The organism is Enterobacter sp. CCUG 70166 (assembly GCF_020224095.1).
Lineage (GTDB): Bacteria > Pseudomonadota > Gammaproteobacteria > Enterobacterales > Enterobacteriaceae > Enterobacter > Enterobacter intestinihominis.
On sequence record NZ_NRIQ01000047.1, the window covers coordinates 24,593 to 41,889 of the forward strand.

General features: G+C 55.9%; 16 protein-coding genes. 10 read left to right on the forward strand and 6 right to left on the reverse strand.

Features of this window, described 5'->3' with window-relative positions:
* Nucleotides 1-37 precede the first annotated feature (37 nt).
* The 4 genes from gyrB to dnaA are packed head-to-tail and all read right to left on the reverse strand — an operon-like array spanning nucleotide 38 to nucleotide 6,050.
* Nucleotides 38-2,449 (reverse strand): DNA topoisomerase (ATP-hydrolyzing) subunit B, encoded by a 2,412-nt coding sequence (gene gyrB, locus CKK19_RS19880; RefSeq protein ID WP_063137909.1) that lies wholly within the window; start codon nucleotides 2,447-2,449, stop codon nucleotides 38-40.
* A gap of 28 nt (nucleotides 2,450-2,477) precedes the next feature.
* Entirely contained in the window at nucleotides 2,478-3,551 is a 1,074-nt protein-coding gene (gene recF, locus CKK19_RS19885; protein ID WP_022646527.1) for a DNA replication/repair protein RecF, read from the reverse strand.
* Entirely contained in the window at nucleotides 3,551-4,651 is a 1,101-nt protein-coding gene (gene dnaN, locus CKK19_RS19890; RefSeq protein WP_003861122.1) for a DNA polymerase III subunit beta, read from the reverse strand. The genes recF and dnaN overlap by 1 nt, the downstream gene beginning before the upstream one ends.
* 4 nt (nucleotides 4,652-4,655) lie before the next feature.
* On the reverse strand, nucleotides 4,656-6,050 hold the full coding sequence (dnaA, locus tag CKK19_RS19895; protein ID WP_003861124.1) for a chromosomal replication initiator protein DnaA: 1,395 nt from the start codon (nucleotides 6,048-6,050) through the stop codon (nucleotides 4,656-4,658).
* 638 nt (nucleotides 6,051-6,688) lie between these two features.
* Between dnaA and rpmH the strand changes: the two genes are divergently transcribed.
* From rpmH to CKK19_RS19940, 9 genes are all read left to right on the forward strand, one after another.
* Nucleotides 6,689-6,829, forward strand: coding sequence for a 50S ribosomal protein L34 (gene rpmH / locus CKK19_RS19900; protein WP_000831330.1), 141 nt, complete (start codon nucleotides 6,689-6,691; stop codon nucleotides 6,827-6,829).
* 16 nt (nucleotides 6,830-6,845) lie between these two features.
* Nucleotides 6,846-7,205: a ribonuclease P protein component gene (gene rnpA / locus CKK19_RS19905; RefSeq protein ID WP_006808764.1), complete on the forward strand. Its 360-nt coding sequence runs from the start codon at nucleotides 6,846-6,848 to the stop codon at nucleotides 7,203-7,205.
* Nucleotides 7,169-7,426 (forward strand): membrane protein insertion efficiency factor YidD, encoded by a 258-nt coding sequence (gene yidD / locus CKK19_RS19910; RefSeq protein WP_001307474.1) that lies wholly within the window; start codon nucleotides 7,169-7,171, stop codon nucleotides 7,424-7,426. Before rnpA ends, yidD begins: the two co-directional genes overlap by 37 nt.
* 2 nt (nucleotides 7,427-7,428) lie before the next feature.
* The gene (gene yidC, locus CKK19_RS19915; RefSeq protein ID WP_023298949.1) at nucleotides 7,429-9,072 is read left to right on the forward strand and encodes a membrane protein insertase YidC; all 1,644 of its coding nucleotides are present in this window, start codon (nucleotides 7,429-7,431) and stop codon (nucleotides 9,070-9,072) included.
* Nucleotides 9,073-9,144: 72 nt separating this feature from the next.
* Nucleotides 9,145-10,509 (forward strand): tRNA uridine-5-carboxymethylaminomethyl(34) synthesis GTPase MnmE, encoded by a 1,365-nt coding sequence (gene mnmE, locus CKK19_RS19920; protein ID WP_058677089.1) that lies wholly within the window; start codon nucleotides 9,145-9,147, stop codon nucleotides 10,507-10,509.
* Between the two features lie 111 nt (nucleotides 10,510-10,620).
* On the forward strand, nucleotides 10,621-11,796 hold the full coding sequence (locus tag CKK19_RS19925; protein ID WP_032622027.1) for an MFS transporter: 1,176 nt from the start codon (nucleotides 10,621-10,623) through the stop codon (nucleotides 11,794-11,796).
* Nucleotides 11,765-12,736 carry an HTH-type transcriptional regulator YidZ gene (yidZ, locus tag CKK19_RS19930; protein ID WP_063853999.1) on the forward strand — a complete coding sequence of 324 codons (972 nt, stop codon included), beginning with the start codon at nucleotides 11,765-11,767 and terminating at the stop codon, nucleotides 12,734-12,736. The genes CKK19_RS19925 and yidZ overlap by 32 nt, the downstream gene beginning before the upstream one ends.
* A gap of 122 nt (nucleotides 12,737-12,858) precedes the next feature.
* Nucleotides 12,859-13,605, forward strand: coding sequence for a 4'-phosphopantetheinyl transferase family protein (locus tag CKK19_RS19935; protein ID WP_023298947.1), 747 nt, complete (start codon nucleotides 12,859-12,861; stop codon nucleotides 13,603-13,605).
* A gap of 36 nt (nucleotides 13,606-13,641) precedes the next feature.
* Nucleotides 13,642-14,208 (forward strand): NADPH-dependent FMN reductase, encoded by a 567-nt coding sequence (locus CKK19_RS19940; RefSeq protein WP_058677088.1) that lies wholly within the window; start codon nucleotides 13,642-13,644, stop codon nucleotides 14,206-14,208.
* A gap of 91 nt (nucleotides 14,209-14,299) precedes the next feature.
* On the opposite strand, the gene adeP is transcribed toward CKK19_RS19940, so the two are convergent.
* Nucleotides 14,300-15,637 carry an adenine permease AdeP gene (gene adeP, locus CKK19_RS19945; protein WP_139152660.1) on the reverse strand — a complete coding sequence of 446 codons (1,338 nt, stop codon included), beginning with the start codon at nucleotides 15,635-15,637 and terminating at the stop codon, nucleotides 14,300-14,302.
* Nucleotides 15,638-15,802: 165 nt separating this feature from the next.
* Between adeP and yieH the strand changes: the two genes are divergently transcribed.
* Nucleotides 15,803-16,468, forward strand: coding sequence for a 6-phosphogluconate phosphatase (gene yieH, locus CKK19_RS19950; protein ID WP_022649879.1), 666 nt, complete (start codon nucleotides 15,803-15,805; stop codon nucleotides 16,466-16,468).
* A gap of 85 nt (nucleotides 16,469-16,553) precedes the next feature.
* Here yieH and phoU read toward each other — a convergent pair whose 3' ends face one another.
* The gene (gene phoU, locus CKK19_RS19955) at nucleotides 16,554-17,279 is read right to left on the reverse strand and encodes a phosphate signaling complex protein PhoU (protein WP_003861153.1); all 726 of its coding nucleotides are present in this window, start codon (nucleotides 17,277-17,279) and stop codon (nucleotides 16,554-16,556) included.
* Nucleotides 17,280-17,297 lie beyond the last annotated feature (18 nt).

The following is a 17,297-nucleotide window of genomic DNA, read 5'->3' on the forward strand; positions in this document are numbered from 1 at the left end:
GAGACATCATTTGGAATGAGCCCCACAAAAACAACCGTTAAATATCGATATTCGCCGCTTTCAGGGCGTTCTCTTCGATGAAGGCGCGACGTGGTTCAACCGCGTCACCCATCAGGGTCGTGAACAGCTGATCCGCTGCGATTGCGTCTTTAACGGTGACGCGCAGCATGCGACGGCTTTCCGGATCCATGGTGGTTTCCCACAGCTGATCCGGGTTCATTTCGCCCAGGCCTTTATAACGCTGAATAGAGAGGCCACGACGGGACTCTTTCACCAGCCACTCCAGCGCCTGTTCGAAGCTGGCTACCGGCTGACGACGCTCGCCACGTTCGATGAACGCGTCGTCTTCGATCAGACCACGCAGCTTCTCGCCGAGGGTGCAGATACGGCGGTATTCCGGACCGGTAACAAACTCGTGCTCCAGCGGGTAGTCGGTATCGACGCCGTGGGTACGCACGCGAACAATCGGCTCGAACTGCTGCTCAGCGTTCTGCTGAACGTCGAACTTCCACTGGCTGCCGTGCTGCTCTTTCTCGTTCAGCTCGCTCACCAGGGTGTTCACCCAGCGGGTGACGGTCTGCTCGTTGCTCAGCTCGGCTTCGGTCAGGGTCGGCTGATAAATCAGCTCTTTCAGCAGCGCTTTCGGATAGCGACGCTCCATACGGCCAATCATTTTCTGCGTGGCGTTGAACTCGGAGACCAGACGCTCCAGCGGTTCACCGGCCAGCGCTGGCGCGCTGGAGTTTGCGTGCAGGGTCGCACCATCAAGGGCGATCGCGATTTGGTACTGATCCATCGCCTCGTCATCTTTAATGTACTGTTCCTGCTTGCCTTTCTTCACTTTATACAGCGGCGGCTGGGCAATGTAGACGTGGCCGCGCTCAACGATTTCCGGCATCTGACGATAGAAGAAGGTCAACAGCAGCGTACGAATGTGCGAGCCGTCGACGTCCGCATCGGTCATGATGATGATGCTGTGATAGCGCAGTTTGTCCGGGTTGTACTCGTCGCGACCGATGCCGCAGCCGAGCGCGGTGATGAGCGTCGCCACTTCCTGAGAAGAGAGCATCTTGTCGAAGCGCGCTTTCTCAACGTTAAGGATTTTACCCTTCAGCGGCAGAATCGCCTGGTTCTTGCGGTTACGGCCCTGCTTTGCAGAACCGCCCGCGGAGTCCCCTTCCACAAGGTACAGTTCAGACAGCGCCGGATCGCGTTCCTGGCAGTCAGCCAGTTTGCCCGGCAGGCCTGCCAGGTCCAGCGCGCCTTTACGACGGGTCATTTCACGGGCTTTACGCGCCGCTTCACGGGCACGCGCCGCATCGATAATTTTACCCACCACGATTTTCGCGTCGGACGGGTTTTCCAGCAGGTATTCGCTCAGCAGTTCGTTCATCTGCTGTTCAACCGCCGATTTCACCTCAGAAGAGACCAGCTTGTCTTTGGTCTGTGAGGAGAATTTCGGATCCGGCACCTTCACGGAGACCACGGCAATCAGGCCTTCACGGGCATCGTCACCGGTGGCGCTGACTTTCGCTTTTTTGCTGTAGCCTTCTTTGTCCATGTAGGCGTTCAGGGTACGGGTCATCGCCGCGCGGAAGCCCGCAAGGTGCGTACCGCCGTCGCGCTGTGGAATGTTGTTGGTAAAGCAGTAGATGTTTTCCTGGAAACCATCGTTCCACTGCAGTGCCACTTCCACGCCGATACCGTCTTTTTCAGTAGAGAAGTAGAAGATATTCGGGTGAATTGGCGTTTTGTTCTTGTTCAGATACTCAACGAACGCCTTGATACCGCCTTCGTAGTGGAAGTGGTCTTCTTTGTTGTCGCGTTTGTCGCGCAGTCGAATCGACACGCCGGAGTTCAGGAACGACAGTTCACGCAGGCGTTTCGCCAGGATCTCGTACTCGAATTCGGTGACGTTGGTGAAGGTTTCAAGGCTCGGCCAGAAACGCACCATGGTACCGGTTTTGTCGGTATCACCGGTAACGGCCAGCGGTGCCTGCGGCACACCATGGGTATAAATCTGGCGGTGAATTTTGCCTTCGCGCTGGATAACCAGCTCCAGCTTCTGCGACAGGGCGTTTACTACGGATACGCCTACGCCGTGCAGACCGCCGGAAACTTTATAGGAGTTATCATCGAACTTACCGCCTGCGTGCAGAACGGTCATGATAACTTCCGCAGCAGATACGCCCTCTTCCGGGTGAATACCGGTTGGGATGCCACGACCATCATCGGTAACGGACACGGAGTTGTCCGCATGGATCGTGACCACGATGTCTTTACAGTGACCCGCGAGCGCTTCGTCGATAGCGTTATCTACCACCTCGAATACCATGTGGTGCAGACCGGTGCCGTCATCCGTGTCGCCGATATACATACCCGGGCGCTTACGCACCGCATCCAGTCCTTTCAGGACTTTGATACTGGAGGAGTCATAAGAATTCGACATCAACGTTTCTCGCTCATTTCAACTTGGGTTAATCCGTTATTTTACCCTTTTCCACGGTAAACATCTTCGAATTTTCGTCCGACATGTCCATAACGTGTTCAGCGCTAATGGCGCTGACGAAAACCTGCGACTGCGTGGCTTTTAAGCGGCTGGCAAGTAGCCCGCGCCGCGCGTCGTCAAGTTCCGAGGCAAAATCATCTATCAGGTACAGGCAGCGTCGCCCACTTTCGCGGGTGAGGAACTCCCCCTGCGCCAGGCGTAGCGCGCACATCAGGAGCTTCAGCTGCCCGCGCGACAGCGTGTCTTCCACCGGCGCACCGTCGGCACGAATGCGGAAATCCGCCTTGTGCGGGCCGTGCGCGGTGTAGGTCAACATGCGATCGCGCTCGAAGCTTCTCTCTAACACCTCGGCATAATCCGTCTCTTTTTCCCAGCCACGCTGGAAAGAGAAGGTGAGAGAGAACTCGGGTAAAAACTGTTTGCAGGTATCGGCCATGTCTTCGGCGATACCTGCGCTGTATTCGGCACGCCAGCGGCTGATTTGTTCCGCAAGAGGAATTAATTCCATGTCCCACGGACGCAGCTGGGCGTAGCGCGTGACCTGGCGCAATGCGGCGTTACGCTGTTTAAGCAGACGCTTCAGATTGCTCCAGGCGTTAAAGAAACCGGCTTCATTGTGAAAGCATCCCCAGTCGAGGAACGCTCTTCTGTATTTGGGGCCGCCGTTGAGTAAAGTAAACCCCTCCGGCGTAATCAGCTGCATCGGCATCAGCAGTGCCAGCTCCGCCACCTTGTGGCCGTCGGTGCCGTCGATGCGCACCTTGCTGTCGCCCTGCTTGTCTTTGGTCAGGCCGATGGCAGTTTCCCGCTCGGCACCCTGCAAGCGCCCATGCAGCACAAACGCATCCTGCTCGTGGCGAATCACGCGACCAATCTGCAAACTGCGAAACGCCCGGCCATGACCGAGCGTATAGATGGCTTCCAGCACGCTGGTTTTGCCGCTGCCGTTCGCGCCAACCAGGAAATTAAAGCCAGGGGATAAAGCGAGATCCGCGCTCTCGATGTTGCGAAAGTCGCGGATCAACAGACGGGTGAGCGACATTACAGTCTCATTGGCATGACAACATAAGCAGCCGACTGTGATGCGGCATCTTCAATCTGTACGCTCGAAACGGAGTCAGTCAGCAGGATGCGAACGTTCTCGCATTTCAGTGCATTCAGCACATCCAGCACATAGCTGACGTTGAAGCCGATTTCCATCTCAGCCCCGGCGTAGGTGACGTCCAGAATCTCTTCTGCCTCTTCCTGCTCCGGGTTGTTGGCGGTGATTTTGATCTGGTTTTCACTCACGTACAGACGTACGCCGCGGAATTTCTCGTTGGAGAGAATAGCGGCGCGCGCGAACGCCTGCTTGAGGATGTCGCAACCTGCCTCCAGCGTTTTGTCCGGGTTCTTCGGCAATACGCGGCGATAATCCGGGAAACGTCCGTCTACCAGCTTCGATGTGAAGACAAAATCGCCCACGTGGGCACGAATATTGTTGCTACCGATCTGCACGCGCAGCGGGGTGTCGCCGCCGTCGAGCATACGCATCAGTTCAATTACGCCTTTACGCGGTACGATCACCGAATGGTTTGGCAGTGAATCGCCAATCGGCATAGAACAGACCGCCAGACGGTGACCGTCTGTAGCCACGGTACGCAGCTCTTCACCTTCGGTTTCGAACAGCATGCCGTTTAAGTAGTAACGAACGTCCTGATGCGCCATGGAGAACTGCGTGGCTTCAATCAGACGCTTCATCGTCGCCTGCGGCAGGGTAAATTCAACTTCGCTCTGCCAGTCATCCAGGTTCGGGAAGTCCGCAGCGGGCAGCGTGGAGAGGGAGAAACGGCTGCGGCCAGAGCGCACCAGCATGCGGTCGCCCTCCAGCTGCACGGCGATTTCAGCGCCTTCCGGCAGCCCACGGCAAATATCAAAGAATTTACGTGCCGGAACCGTGGTCGCGCCCGCGTCGTGCGGCTGAGTCAGCGTAACGCGCGCGATCATTTCCATTTCCAGATCTGTGCCGGTCAGCGACAGCGTACCGTCAGCGACCTGAAGCAGCAGGTTTCCAAGAATAGGCAGCGTAGGGCGGCCGCCTAATGGGCCACTCACCTGTTGCAGCGGTTTTAATAAATGTTCACGTTCAACGGTAAATTTCATAGCGTCACGATGATAATGTTCTGATTAAATTGGAAAAATCTTCTTTTATGTCGTGGCTTTCTTCGCGTAACTGCTCAATCTTGCGACAGGCGTGCAGCACGGTCGTATGGTCACGTCCACCAAACGCATCACCGATTTCCGGCAGGCTGTGGTTGGTGAGCTCTTTTGCCAGCGCCATCGCCATCTGACGCGGACGCGCCACCGAGCGGGAACGACGTTTAGACAGTAAATCTGCCACTTTGATCTTGTAGTACTCAGCCACCGTCTTCTGAATATTGTCGATGGTGACCAGTTTTTCCTGCAATGCCAACAAATCGCGCAGCGCTTCACGCACAAAATCGATGGTGATCGCACGACCGGTAAAATTGGCGTTGGCGATAACGCGGTTCAGTGCCCCTTCCAGCTCACGAACGTTGGAACGCAGGCGCTTGGCAATAAAGAACGCCACTTCACCCGGCAGGCGAATGTCGTTCTCGTCGGCTTTTTTCATCAGGATCGCGACGCGGGTTTCCAGCTCCGGCGGCTCGATCGCCACGGTCAGGCCCCAGCCGAAGCGGGATTTGAGACGATCTTCAACGCCGTTGATCTCTTTTGGATAACGATCCGAGGTCAAAATGATCTGCTGATTGCCTTCCAGCAGGGCGTTAAAGGTGTGGAAAAACTCTTCCTGCGATCGTTCTTTATTGGCAAAGAACTGGATGTCATCGATCAGCAGCGCATCAACGGAACGGTAGTAGCGTTTAAACTCTTCGATCGCATTGTTTTGCAGGGCTTTTACCATGTCCTGAACGAAGCGTTCGGAGTGCATATACACTACTTTGGCATTGGGCTTACGCGCCATAATGCCGTTGCCCACCGCATGCAGCAGGTGCGTTTTACCGAGACCCGTGCCGCCATAAAGGAACAGCGGGTTGTAAGCACCACCGGGATTATCGGCAACCTGGCGGGCCGCCGCGCGCGCCAGCTGGTTCGACTTACCTTCGACGAAGTTATCGAACGTGTGTTTCACGTTAACATTTGAGCGGTAGGTAGGCTCAGCGGGGGCCGGAACGTTATCCCAGCCCTGACGAGCCGGTGCAACGCGAGGCGCTGGAGCGGGCGCCGCCTGTGCAGGGGCTGCCACATTGACAACTTCACGAACGGTTTGGGTGACCGGCTTTGTGCCCACTTCAAAACGCAGCTGTGGGGCATCTGACCCGCAGAAATCGTTCAGCAGTCCATTGATGTTATTAAGGTATTTATCCCTTACCCAATCGAGCACGAAACGGTTTGGCGCGTACAAAGCCAGCGTGTTATCGCTCAGTTCCGCCTGCAATGGGCGGATCCACATACTGAATTCTGTGGCTGGTAACTCATCCTGCAATCGGGCAAGACACTGCTGCCAAAGCGAAAGTGACACGGCGGACTCCACTCGAACAATAAAAGAAAACTATTGAATATTCATGATTGTTGGCGCACATCGACATGACCCCATCAGGGTGATGTGCGAACCGCTATCTGCGGTTATACACGCTATCGTTGATACAGCCTGAACGATGTTGTGTTTATGTCCGGCCAGGATCGCTGGATCCCGATCAGGACCGCGGATCATAGCCTAAACTGAGCCAGAGATCTTCTGTTTCTCACAGATTCTTCCCGATTTATCCACAGGAAGATCCGGAATCGGGTAAGTGTAAACGATCCTGACGCGAGTGCCTCGCGATTTAGGCCGCATATTGGAAAATTTAATGAGCACAGACAATTTTGGGCTTAAATGATCTAACGAAGATCCAGGAGGATCCTTGCGCTTTGTTGGCGAGCCCGTATAATCCTCGACCCGGCGCGTGATGCTCATCTTCCTGCGTCGTTCGTTGCTCATTTTCCACGCGAAATCGTGCGGAAATACGCAGGGATTTAAGGAAAGAGAATTGACTCCGGAGTGTACAATTATTACAATCCGGCCTCTTTAATCACCCACGCTGAGGCGTTAGTCGTTCGAATCTCGTTCGGGTATACGCAAAAGTCAGTGAATTTATTCAAGTTTAGGTAGAAATCGCCATGAAACGCACTTTTCAACCGTCTGTACTGAAGCGCAACCGTTCTCACGGCTTCCGTGCTCGTATGGCTACTAAAAATGGTCGTCAGGTTCTGGCACGTCGTCGTGCTAAAGGCCGCGCTCGTCTGACCGTTTCCAAGTAATAAAGCTAACCCCTGAGTGGTTAAGCTCGCATTTCCCAGGGAGTTACGTTTGTTAACTCCCACTCATTTCACTTTCGTCTTCCAGCAGCCACTACGGGCTGGCACGCCGCAAATCACCATCCTCGGCCGCCAAAATTCGCTGGGGCATCCCCGCATCGGTCTCACAGTCGCCAAGAAAAACGTTAAGCGTGCGCATGAACGCAACCGGATTAAACGTCTGACGCGTGAAAGCTTCCGTTTACGTCAGCACGAACTGCCTTCAATGGATTTCGTGGTGGTGGCTAAAAAAGGGGTTGCCGACCTCGATAACCGTGCTCTCTCGGAAGCGTTGGAAAAATTATGGCGCCGCCACTGTCGCCTGGCTCGCGGGTCCTGATAGCCCTCATTCGGGTCTATCAACGCCTGATTAGTCCGCTACTCGGGCCACATTGCCGTTTCACGCCAACATGCTCAAGCTACGGAATTGAGGCATTGCGCAGGTTTGGAGTGATAAAAGGCAGTTGGTTGACGGTGAAACGCGTATTAAAATGCCACCCTTTACACCCAGGTGGAGACGACCCCGTCCCTCCAGGACCTTTTGATACCAGAGAACACTAACGATGGATTCGCAACGCAATCTTCTTATCATCGCTTTGTTGTTCGTGTCTTTCATGATCTGGCAGGCATGGGAGCAGGATAAAAATCCTCAACCCCAGCAACAGACCACGCAGACCACGACCACCGCAGCGGGTAGCGCCGCCGACCAGGGCGTACCGGCCAGTGGCCAGGGGAAACAGATTACGGTTAAGACCGATGTGCTTGAGCTGACTATCAACACCCGTGGTGGTGATGTTGAGCAGGCGCTGCTGTTGACCTACCCGAAAGAGCTGAAGTCTACCGAACCGTTCCAGTTACTGGAAACCACGCCTGAGTTTATCTACCAGGCACAGAGCGGCCTGACCGGTCGTGATGGCCCGGATAACCCGGCGAACGGTGCGCGTCCACTGTATAACGTCGAGAATGACACCTTTGTGCTGGCTGATGGTCAGAACGAACTGGTTATTCCGATGACCTACACCGACGCGGCAGGCAACACCTTCACCAAAACCTTCACCCTGAAACGCGGTGAATATGCGGTGAACGTGGGCTACAGCGTACAGAACACCGGTGCGAAACCGCTGGAAATCTCTACCTTTGGTCAGCTGAAGCAGTCCATCAATCTGCCGTCTCACCGTGACACCGGAAGCAGCAACTTTGCGCTGCATACCTTCCGTGGCGCGGCTTACTCCACGCCAGATACCAAGTACGAGAAATACAAATTCGACACCATTGCCGATAACGAAAACCTGAACGTCAGCTCTAAAGGCGGTTGGGTCGCAATGCTGCAACAGTATTTCGCGACGGCGTGGGTACCGAATAACGACGGTACGAACAACTTCTACACCGCGAACCTCGGCAACGGTATTGCAGCCATCGGCTACAAATCTCAGCCGGTTCTGGTGCAGCCGGGTCAAACCGGTAAGCTGGCAAGCACCCTGTGGGTCGGCCCGGAAATCCAGGACAAAATGGCTGCCGTTGCGCCGCACCTGGATCTGACCGTTGATTACGGTTGGTTGTGGTTCATCTCTCAGCCGCTGTTTAAGCTGCTGAAGTTCATCCACAGCTTCCTGGGTAACTGGGGCTTCTCCATCATCGTTATCACCTTTATCGTTCGTGGCATCATGTACCCGCTGACTAAAGCGCAGTACACCTCCATGGCGAAGATGCGTATGCTACAGCCGAAGATTCAGGCTATGCGTGAGCGTCTGGGCGATGACAAACAGCGTCAGAGCCAGGAGATGATGGCCCTGTATAAAGCAGAGAAAGTGAACCCACTGGGTGGTTGCTTCCCGCTGCTGATTCAGATGCCAATCTTCCTTGCGCTGTACTACATGCTGATGGGTTCCGTTGAGCTGCGCCACGCGCCGTTCGCCCTGTGGATCCATGACCTGTCCGCACAGGACCCGTACTACATCCTGCCGATCCTGATGGGCGTGACGATGTTCTTCATCCAGAAGATGTCTCCGACCACCGTGACTGACCCGATGCAGCAGAAGATCATGACCTTTATGCCGGTCATCTTCACCGTGTTCTTCCTGTGGTTCCCGTCAGGTCTGGTGCTGTACTATATCGTCAGCAACCTGGTGACCATCATCCAGCAGCAGCTGATTTACCGTGGTCTGGAAAAACGTGGCCTGCATAGCCGCGAAAAGAAAAAGTCCTGATTCGGTAACTTAACGCTAAAATAAGGGCGGTCGATTGACCGCCTTTTTTATTTGTATTGAACGAGAGCAACCATGAGCCATAACGACACTATCGTCGCCCAGGCAACCCCACCGGGACGCGGTGGTGTAGGCATTCTGCGCATCTCCGGCCTGAAGGCGCGTGAGGTGGCCGAAGCGGTGCTGGGTAAACTGCCAAAGCCGCGCTACGCTGATTATCTGCCATTTAAAGATGCCGACGGCACCTCGCTGGACCAGGGCATTGCGCTGTGGTTCCCCGGCCCAAACTCTTTTACTGGCGAAGACGTGCTGGAGCTTCAGGGTCACGGCGGCCCGGTGATCCTCGACCTGCTGTTAAAACGTATTCTGACCCTGCCTGGCCTGCGCATTGCGAAGCCGGGTGAGTTCTCCGAGCGTGCCTTCCTGAACGATAAGCTCGACCTGGCTCAGGCCGAAGCGATTGCCGACCTGATCGACGCCAGTTCCGAACAGGCAGCCCGCTCCGCGCTGAACTCGTTGCAGGGGGCATTTTCCGCACGCGTGAATCACCTTGTGGAAGCACTTACTCACCTGCGAATCTATGTTGAAGCGGCTATCGACTTCCCGGACGAGGAGATTGACTTCCTTTCTGACGGCAAAATCGAAGCCCAACTCAACCAGGTGATGAACGATCTGGATGCCGTTCGCGCCGAAGCGCGCCAGGGCAGCCTGCTGCGTGAGGGCATGAAGGTGGTCATTGCTGGTCGCCCCAACGCCGGGAAATCAAGCCTGCTGAACGCTCTGGCGGGCCGTGAAGCGGCGATCGTGACCGACATAGCCGGCACCACCCGCGACGTCCTGCGCGAGCATATCCATATCGACGGCATGCCGCTGCACATCATCGATACCGCTGGCCTGCGCGATGCGAGCGATGAAGTCGAGCGTATCGGTATCGAACGCGCCTGGCAGGAGATCGAGCAGGCCGACCGCGTGCTGTTTATGGTGGACGGCACCACGACCGACGCCGTTGACCCGGCTGAAATCTGGCCAGACTTTATCGCCCGTCTCCCGGCCAAACTGCCGATCACCGTGGTGCGCAATAAGGCCGACGTTACCGGCGAAACGCTGGGCATCAGCGATGTGAATGGTCACTCACTGATCCGCCTGTCGGCGCGGACCGGTGAAGGCGTGGACGACCTGCGTAACCATCTCAAGCAGAGCATGGGCTTTGATACCAGCATGGAAGGCGGCTTCCTGGCGCGTCGCCGTCACCTGCAGGCGCTGGAAGAGGCGGCACGCCATCTTGACCAGGGCAAAGCGCAGCTGATCGGCGCTTGGGCCGGCGAGCTGCTGGCGGAGGAACTGCGTCTGGCGCAGCAGAACCTGAGCGAGATCACCGGGGAGTTTACGTCGGACGATCTGCTTGGACGAATTTTCTCAAGCTTCTGTATTGGTAAGTAATTCCCGATAGAACATGGTGGTTTCCTCCAGGGAAATCACCATTGTCCCAATGGCAACTCGCTTAATCCCCCCATGCCCCCTATCCTGCTTGCCTGCATCTATGGGGGATTTATGGCTCGTTTTCTGTTTTGTAGTTTCGCATTAGTTCTGCTGTATCCGTCCGGCATTGATATGTATCTGGTGGGGCTACCGCATATTGCCCGCGATCTGGGTGCCAGCGAGGCGCAACTGCACATCGCGTTTTCGGCCTACCTCGCGGGAATGGCGTCGTCGATGGTATTTGCCGGGAAAATCGCGGACAGAGCCGGCCGTCAACCCGTCGCCATTACGGGGGCGGTTATCTTTACGCTGGCATCGGTACTGTGTTCAATGGCTCAGGAAAGCACAATGTTCCTGTCAGGGCGCTTTATCCAGGGCATTGGCGCGGGCGGCTGTTACGTGGTGGCGTTTGCCATTCTGCGCGATACCTTGAGCGCCCAGCGCCGCGCCAGGGTGCTGTCGATGCTGAACGGCATTACCTGCATCATCCCGGTGCTGGCACCGGTTGTAGGCTACCTGATCATGCTGAAATTTCCATGGCAGAGCCTTTTCTGGACCATGGCCACAATGGGCGCCATCGTCTTTATACTGTCCGTGACGGTGTTGAAAGAGACCCATCCCGGTTCGCAGCAGACGCACCACGCTGCTACCATTCATCCGGCTGAAAAGCTTCTGAATCGCTTTTTCCTGAGCCGCCTGGCCATCATCACGCTCAGCGTGGCGGTGATCCTCACCTATGTAAACGTTTCCCCGGTGTTACTGATGGAGACGATAGGCTTCGATCGCGGTGAGTATTCGACGGTGATGGCGCTCAATGCGATGGTCAGCATGGCGGTTTCATTCTCGATGCCCTTTGCGCTCAATATCTTCCGCCAGCGCACGCTGATGCTCGCTTCACAGACGCTGTTTCTCGCCGCAGGCGTAATTCTGGCGACCGCCACCTCACATGCGCTGATGCTGGTGGGTATGACCCTGATCTGCGCCGGATTCTCCGGCGGCTTCGGCGTGGCGATGAGTCAGGCGCTTGGCCCGTTCTCACTGCGGGCAGGCGTGGCAAGCTCGGTGCTGGGCATTGCGCAGGTCTGCGGTTCGTCGCTGTGGATTTGGCTGGCGGCGGTGATCGGCCTTAACGCGCTGAATATGCTGATCGGGGTTCTGATTGGCTGTAGCATACTCTGCATTACCTTACTTATGGTCATCCAGCCCGCGGCGCACTATGAAGAAGCCCATCAGCAGTCTCGATCTTAATCTTTTACTTTGCCTGCAGTTGTTGTTGCAGGAGCGCAGCGTCACCAAAGCCGCGAAGCGAATGAACGTGACGCCGTCCGCGGTGAGTAAATCGCTGGCGAAGCTGCGCGACTGGTTCGACGATCCGCTGTTTGTGAAAACGCCTTTAGGGCTACTGCCCACGCCGCTAACGGTGAGTCTGGAACAGGATCTGGCCGACTGGATGCAGATTGGCAATCAGATCGTCGATAAATTCCACCATAGCTCTCCAGGCGGGCTCAAGTTTGTGCTCGCCGCCGAAACGCCGCTGATGCTGATTCGCTTTAACACCCTGCTGGAGCAGGTGAATGAGCGCTACCCACAGGCGACGGTGAAGTTGCGCCAGTGGGATTATGATTCGCTGGACGCCATTACGCGCGGAGAGGTCGATCTCGGTTTTACCGGCCGCGAAACGCACCCGCGCTCCCGCGAGCTGCTAAAGCTGATGCCGTGGTTTATTGACTACGAAATCCTGTTCAGCGACCGTCCGTGCGTCTATCTGCGAGAAGATCATCCGGCACTTCACGAAGCGTGGAACCTTGAGACGTTTCTGCGCTACCCGCATATCAGCATCTTCTGGGAGCGCAGCGATACCTGGGCGCTTGATGAAGTGCTAAAAGAGATGGGCCACGAGCGCAACGTCGCCATGAGCCTGCCCGGCTTTGAACAGTCTATGTTTATGGCGGCTCAGCCGGACCACAACTACATTGCCACTGCGCCCTACTACTGCCATCACTACAATCAACTCCACCAGCGTAATCTGGTCTGCCTTCCCATTCCCATCGATGAGGCGCAGGCAGAAAAGCTGACCGTACCCTTCACGCTAATCTGGCATAAGCGGAACAGCCATAATCCGAAAATTATCTGGCTGCGCGAAACTATAAAAGCCCTGTATACCGCGCCAGGTCAGGTTTTTGCCTAAGATAATGTAAAGTTCGGTCCTCAGGCTTCTCTTATTTCTATTTACTGATTAAAACAGAAGCTGAGTTAAGCGATAATCATGTAACCGTTTAACCGACTACGACCATTATCAGGGAGCGAAAAATGGCTACGCACTTTGCACGAGGAACATTAACGGAAGGGCATCTCGTATCGGCCAGAATTTCTTCAGCCTGTCACAGTGAGGCGCTCAAACTACCTGAACACCGCAGGACGCGGTTTTTAGCTTCCAGAGCGCTCCTCGCAGAACTGCTTTTTATGCTGTACGGCACCAGCGAATTACCGGACATACTCACCCAGCCAGAAGGTCGCCCGGTTTTTGCGGACCCGGCACTCCCCCATTTTTCCATTGCGTATACCGGCAACATTGTTGGCGTCGCGCTGACGACTGAAGGTGATTGCGGCCTGGATATGGAGCTGCAACGCGTCACGCGCAGCTTCCATGGTGCTAACGCGCTCGATGAATACCCGCTCTCCAGCAATGAAAAGCTGTGGATACGTAACCAGAACGATCCCGTTGAAGCCAGAGCGCAGCTCATCACCCTTCGCCAGAGCATCCGTAAACTGAGCGGCGCGGCATCAGACGACGCCAGCCTGTTGCAGCTGCTTCCCGGCTCCGGACGCCTGCGTGCCGCGAAAGCGTCGCTGGTAGAGGCGCTCAGCGACGCTGAGGACGTACTGATCTGGTCCGTTGCGGTGAGCCCCGCCATCGAACGGCTGAAAATCTGGGAGTTTGACAGTATTCGCGGTTGGCGTAGTCTTCCGGATGTACCTGAGCGCGCCAACGAGCCCGCCGCGCGCCTGATGCGATTAACCAGTTTACCGGCAGAAAAAGCATACACCCATAGCTGATCCGTCCAGGGTCATCATGATGAAACAGGAGTAATCATGTCTGATACGTTGAAAGTTGTTACGTTACTGGGAAGCCTGCGCAAAGGTTCGTTTAACGGGATGGTAGCGCGCACGCTGCCACAGCTGGCGCCTGCGGGAATGGAGATCAGCGCCCTGCCGTCTATTGGCGACATCCCGCTTTATGATGCTGACGTTCAGCAGGAAGAAGGGTTCCCGCACAGCGTGGAGGCGATAGCCGAGCAGATCCGTCAGGCTGATGGTGTAGTGATTGTAACGCCAGAATATAACTACTCGGTTCCGGGGGGTCTGAAGAACGCGATTGACTGGTTATCCCGTTTACCGGAGCAGCCGCTGTCAGGCAAACCGGTGCTGATCCAGACCAGCTCAATGGGCACCATCGGCGGTGCGCGCTGCCAGTATCACCTGCGACAGATCCTGGTGTTCCTGGATGCTATGGTGATGAACAAGCCGGAATTTATGGGCGGCGTGATTCAGAACAAAGTCGACCCGCAGACGGGTGAAGTGGTGGATCAGAGTACGCGTGATCATCTCTCTGGTCAGTTGACTGCGTTTGGGGATTATATTAAGCGGGTTAAAAGCTGATAAAAAAGCCCGGTGGCGCTAGCGCTTACCGGGCCTACACTCATCAGTAGGTCAGGTAAGCGAAGCGCCACCTGACACCACACACCGCACCTTAGTGCGCGTCAATAAACACAATCTTGAGCACAAACAGCAGCGCCACAATCATCACGCACGGGCTGAGTTCGCGGAAACGGCCGGTACCGATCTTCATCACACAGTACGAGATAAAGCCCAGCGCGATACCTTCGGTGATCGAGAAGCTGAACGGCATCATCACCGCGGTAATAAACGCCGGAACGGCTTCCGTCAGATCTTCCCACTTCACGCGCGCCAGGCTCGAGGTCATCAGCACGCCGACGTAGATCAGCGCGCCAGCTGCCGCGTACGGTGGCACCATCCCCGCCAGCGGAGAGAGGAAGATCACCAGCAGGAACAGCAGACCCACGACTACCGCCGTCAGGCCAGTACGGCCGCCCACGGACACGCCGGAAGAGGATTCAATGTAAGCGGTAACAGACGAGGTGCCGATGAAAGAACCCGCAACGGACGAGATGCTATCCACATACAGCGCCTGCTTCATGCGCGGGAATTTGCCTTTCTCGTCCGCCAGACCCGCTTTGTCCGTCACGCCAATCAGCGTACCGGAGGAGTCAAACAGGTTGACCAGCATGAAGGAGAAAATCACTCCGGCCAGACCCAGGTTCAGCGAGCCCGCCAGATCAACGTGACCAATCACGGTAGAAACGCTCGGTGGCGCAGAGACAATACCGCTGTAATGCACGTCACCCAGCATCCAGCCCAGCAGCGTGGTCACGATGATAGAGACCAGCACCGCAGCGTGGATGTTACGCGACGCCAGGATCGCGATAATAAAGAAGCCCAGCACGCCCAGCAGCACGCTGTGAGAGGTCAGGTTACCAATACTCACCAGCGTTTCCGGGTTCGCCACGATTACGCCAGCGTTTTTCAGCCCCATCATGCCGATAAACAGACCGATACCGCTGGTGATGCCCACGCGCAGGCTCACGGGAATGTTCGCAATCATCCAGTAGCGCACACGGAAGATGGTCAGCAGCAGCAGGCCGACCGCGCCCCAGAAAATAGCCCCCATCCCAACCTGCCACGGCAGGCCCATCGCCTGAACCACCACGAACGCAAAGAACGCATTAAGACCCATTGCCGGGGCCAGCGCCACGGGCAGATTAGCGAAAACGCCCATCAGGATGCTGCCAAGGGCCGCGATCAGACAGGTGGTAACAAAGACGGCGCTGGTGTCCATGCCAGCCACGCCCAGAATTTGCGGGTTAACGAAAACGATATAGACCATCGTCAGGAAGGTAGTAAAACCGGCGATCACTTCGGTGCGTGCCGTTGTGCCGTGCTCGCGCAGTTTGAACACGCGCTCAAGCAGCCCCTGACCAGATGTCTGGGTAGTGTGTTGTTGACTCATCATCAATTTCCGAACAAGGAGGGAAAATTCGTCGCTATCCTATACCAAAATGCGACAATAGTGGCGGTTACGGGATACTTTTTTCATTGATTTTGCTTATACGGCAACGATTGCGTCTCGTTAAACTGTCGTACGTAAACGTTAAACTTGTTAAAAGGGAAAGGCATGTCCGGAATTGAAGCGGTATTTTTCGACTGTGACGGTACGCTGGTCGACAGTGAGGTCATTTGTTCCCGCGCGTATGTCGCCATGTTCCAGGAATTTGGCATTACGCTCGATCTCGAAGAGGTGTTTAAACGCTTTAAGGGCGTGAAGCTGTACGAGATCATCGACATCATTAACGAAGAGCACGGGGTGGATCTGGCGAAAGCGGATCTGGAACCGGTGTACCGCGCCGAGGTCGCACGCCTCTTCGACGCCGAGCTGGAAGTTATCGCCGGCGCTAACGCGCTGCTGGATGCGATGACGGTGCCGATCTGCGTGGTCTCTAACGGCCCGGTCAGCAAAATGCAGCATTCACTCGGCAAGCTGGACATGTTGCACCACTTCCCGGAAAAACTGTTCAGCGGCTACGATATCCAGCGCTGGAAGCCGGATCCGGCATTGATGTTCCACGCGGCGAAGGCGATGAACGTCAACGTGGAGAACTGCATCCTGGTGGATGACTCGTCTGCGGGCGCGCAGTCGGGGATTGATGCGGGGATGGAGGTGTTTTACTTCTGCGCCGATCCGCACAACAAGCCGATCGATCATCCAAAAGTGACGACCTTTACAGACCTGGCGCAGCTGCCGGAATTGTGGAAGGCGCGCGGGTGGGATATTACTCGCTGAAAAAACAAAGCCGGATGGCGCTAACGCTTATCCGGCCTACAAGGATCGTAGGGCGGGTAAGCGATAGCGCCACCCGCCACACACATCACTCTTTCGGATCTTTACCCGCCAGCAGCTTGTCCAGCTCGTCGCCGCCCACGTGACGGAAATCCTGTCCCTTCACGAAGTAGAAGATGTATTCGCAAATGTTCTGGCAGCGGTCGCCAATACGCTCAATTGAGCGCGCGCAGAACAGCGCGGTCAGCACGCTTGGAATGGTACGGGAATCTTCCATCATGTAGGTCATTAGCTGACGCACTATGCCTTCGTATTCCTGGTCAACTTTCTTATCTTCACGGTAGATACGGACCGCTTCGTCCAGATCCATGCGCGCGAAAGCGTCCAGCACATCGTGCAGCATCTGCACGGTGTGGCGACCGAGAGACTCCAGGCTCACCAGCAGCGGCTGGTGCTGCTGGGAGAATTTCTCCAGCGCGGTGCGGCAGATTTTATCCGCCACGTCACCAATACGCTCCAGCTCGGCGATAGTTTTGATGATCGCCATTACCAGACGCAGGTCGCTCGCGGTTGGCTGACGCTTGGCAATGATGCGCACGCACGCTTCGTCGATGGCGACTTCCATCATATTGACGTTGTGATCGCCTTCGATAACGCGCTTCGCCAGCTCGCTGTCCTGGTTGTGCATTGCCGTAATCGCATCAGAAAGCTGCTGCTCGACCATGCCGCCCATGGTCATCACCTGGGTGCGAATGCTTTCCAGCTCTGCGTTAAACTGGCCGGAAATGTGTTTATTAAGATTGAGGTTGTCCATGGTTTCTCCACATGCACT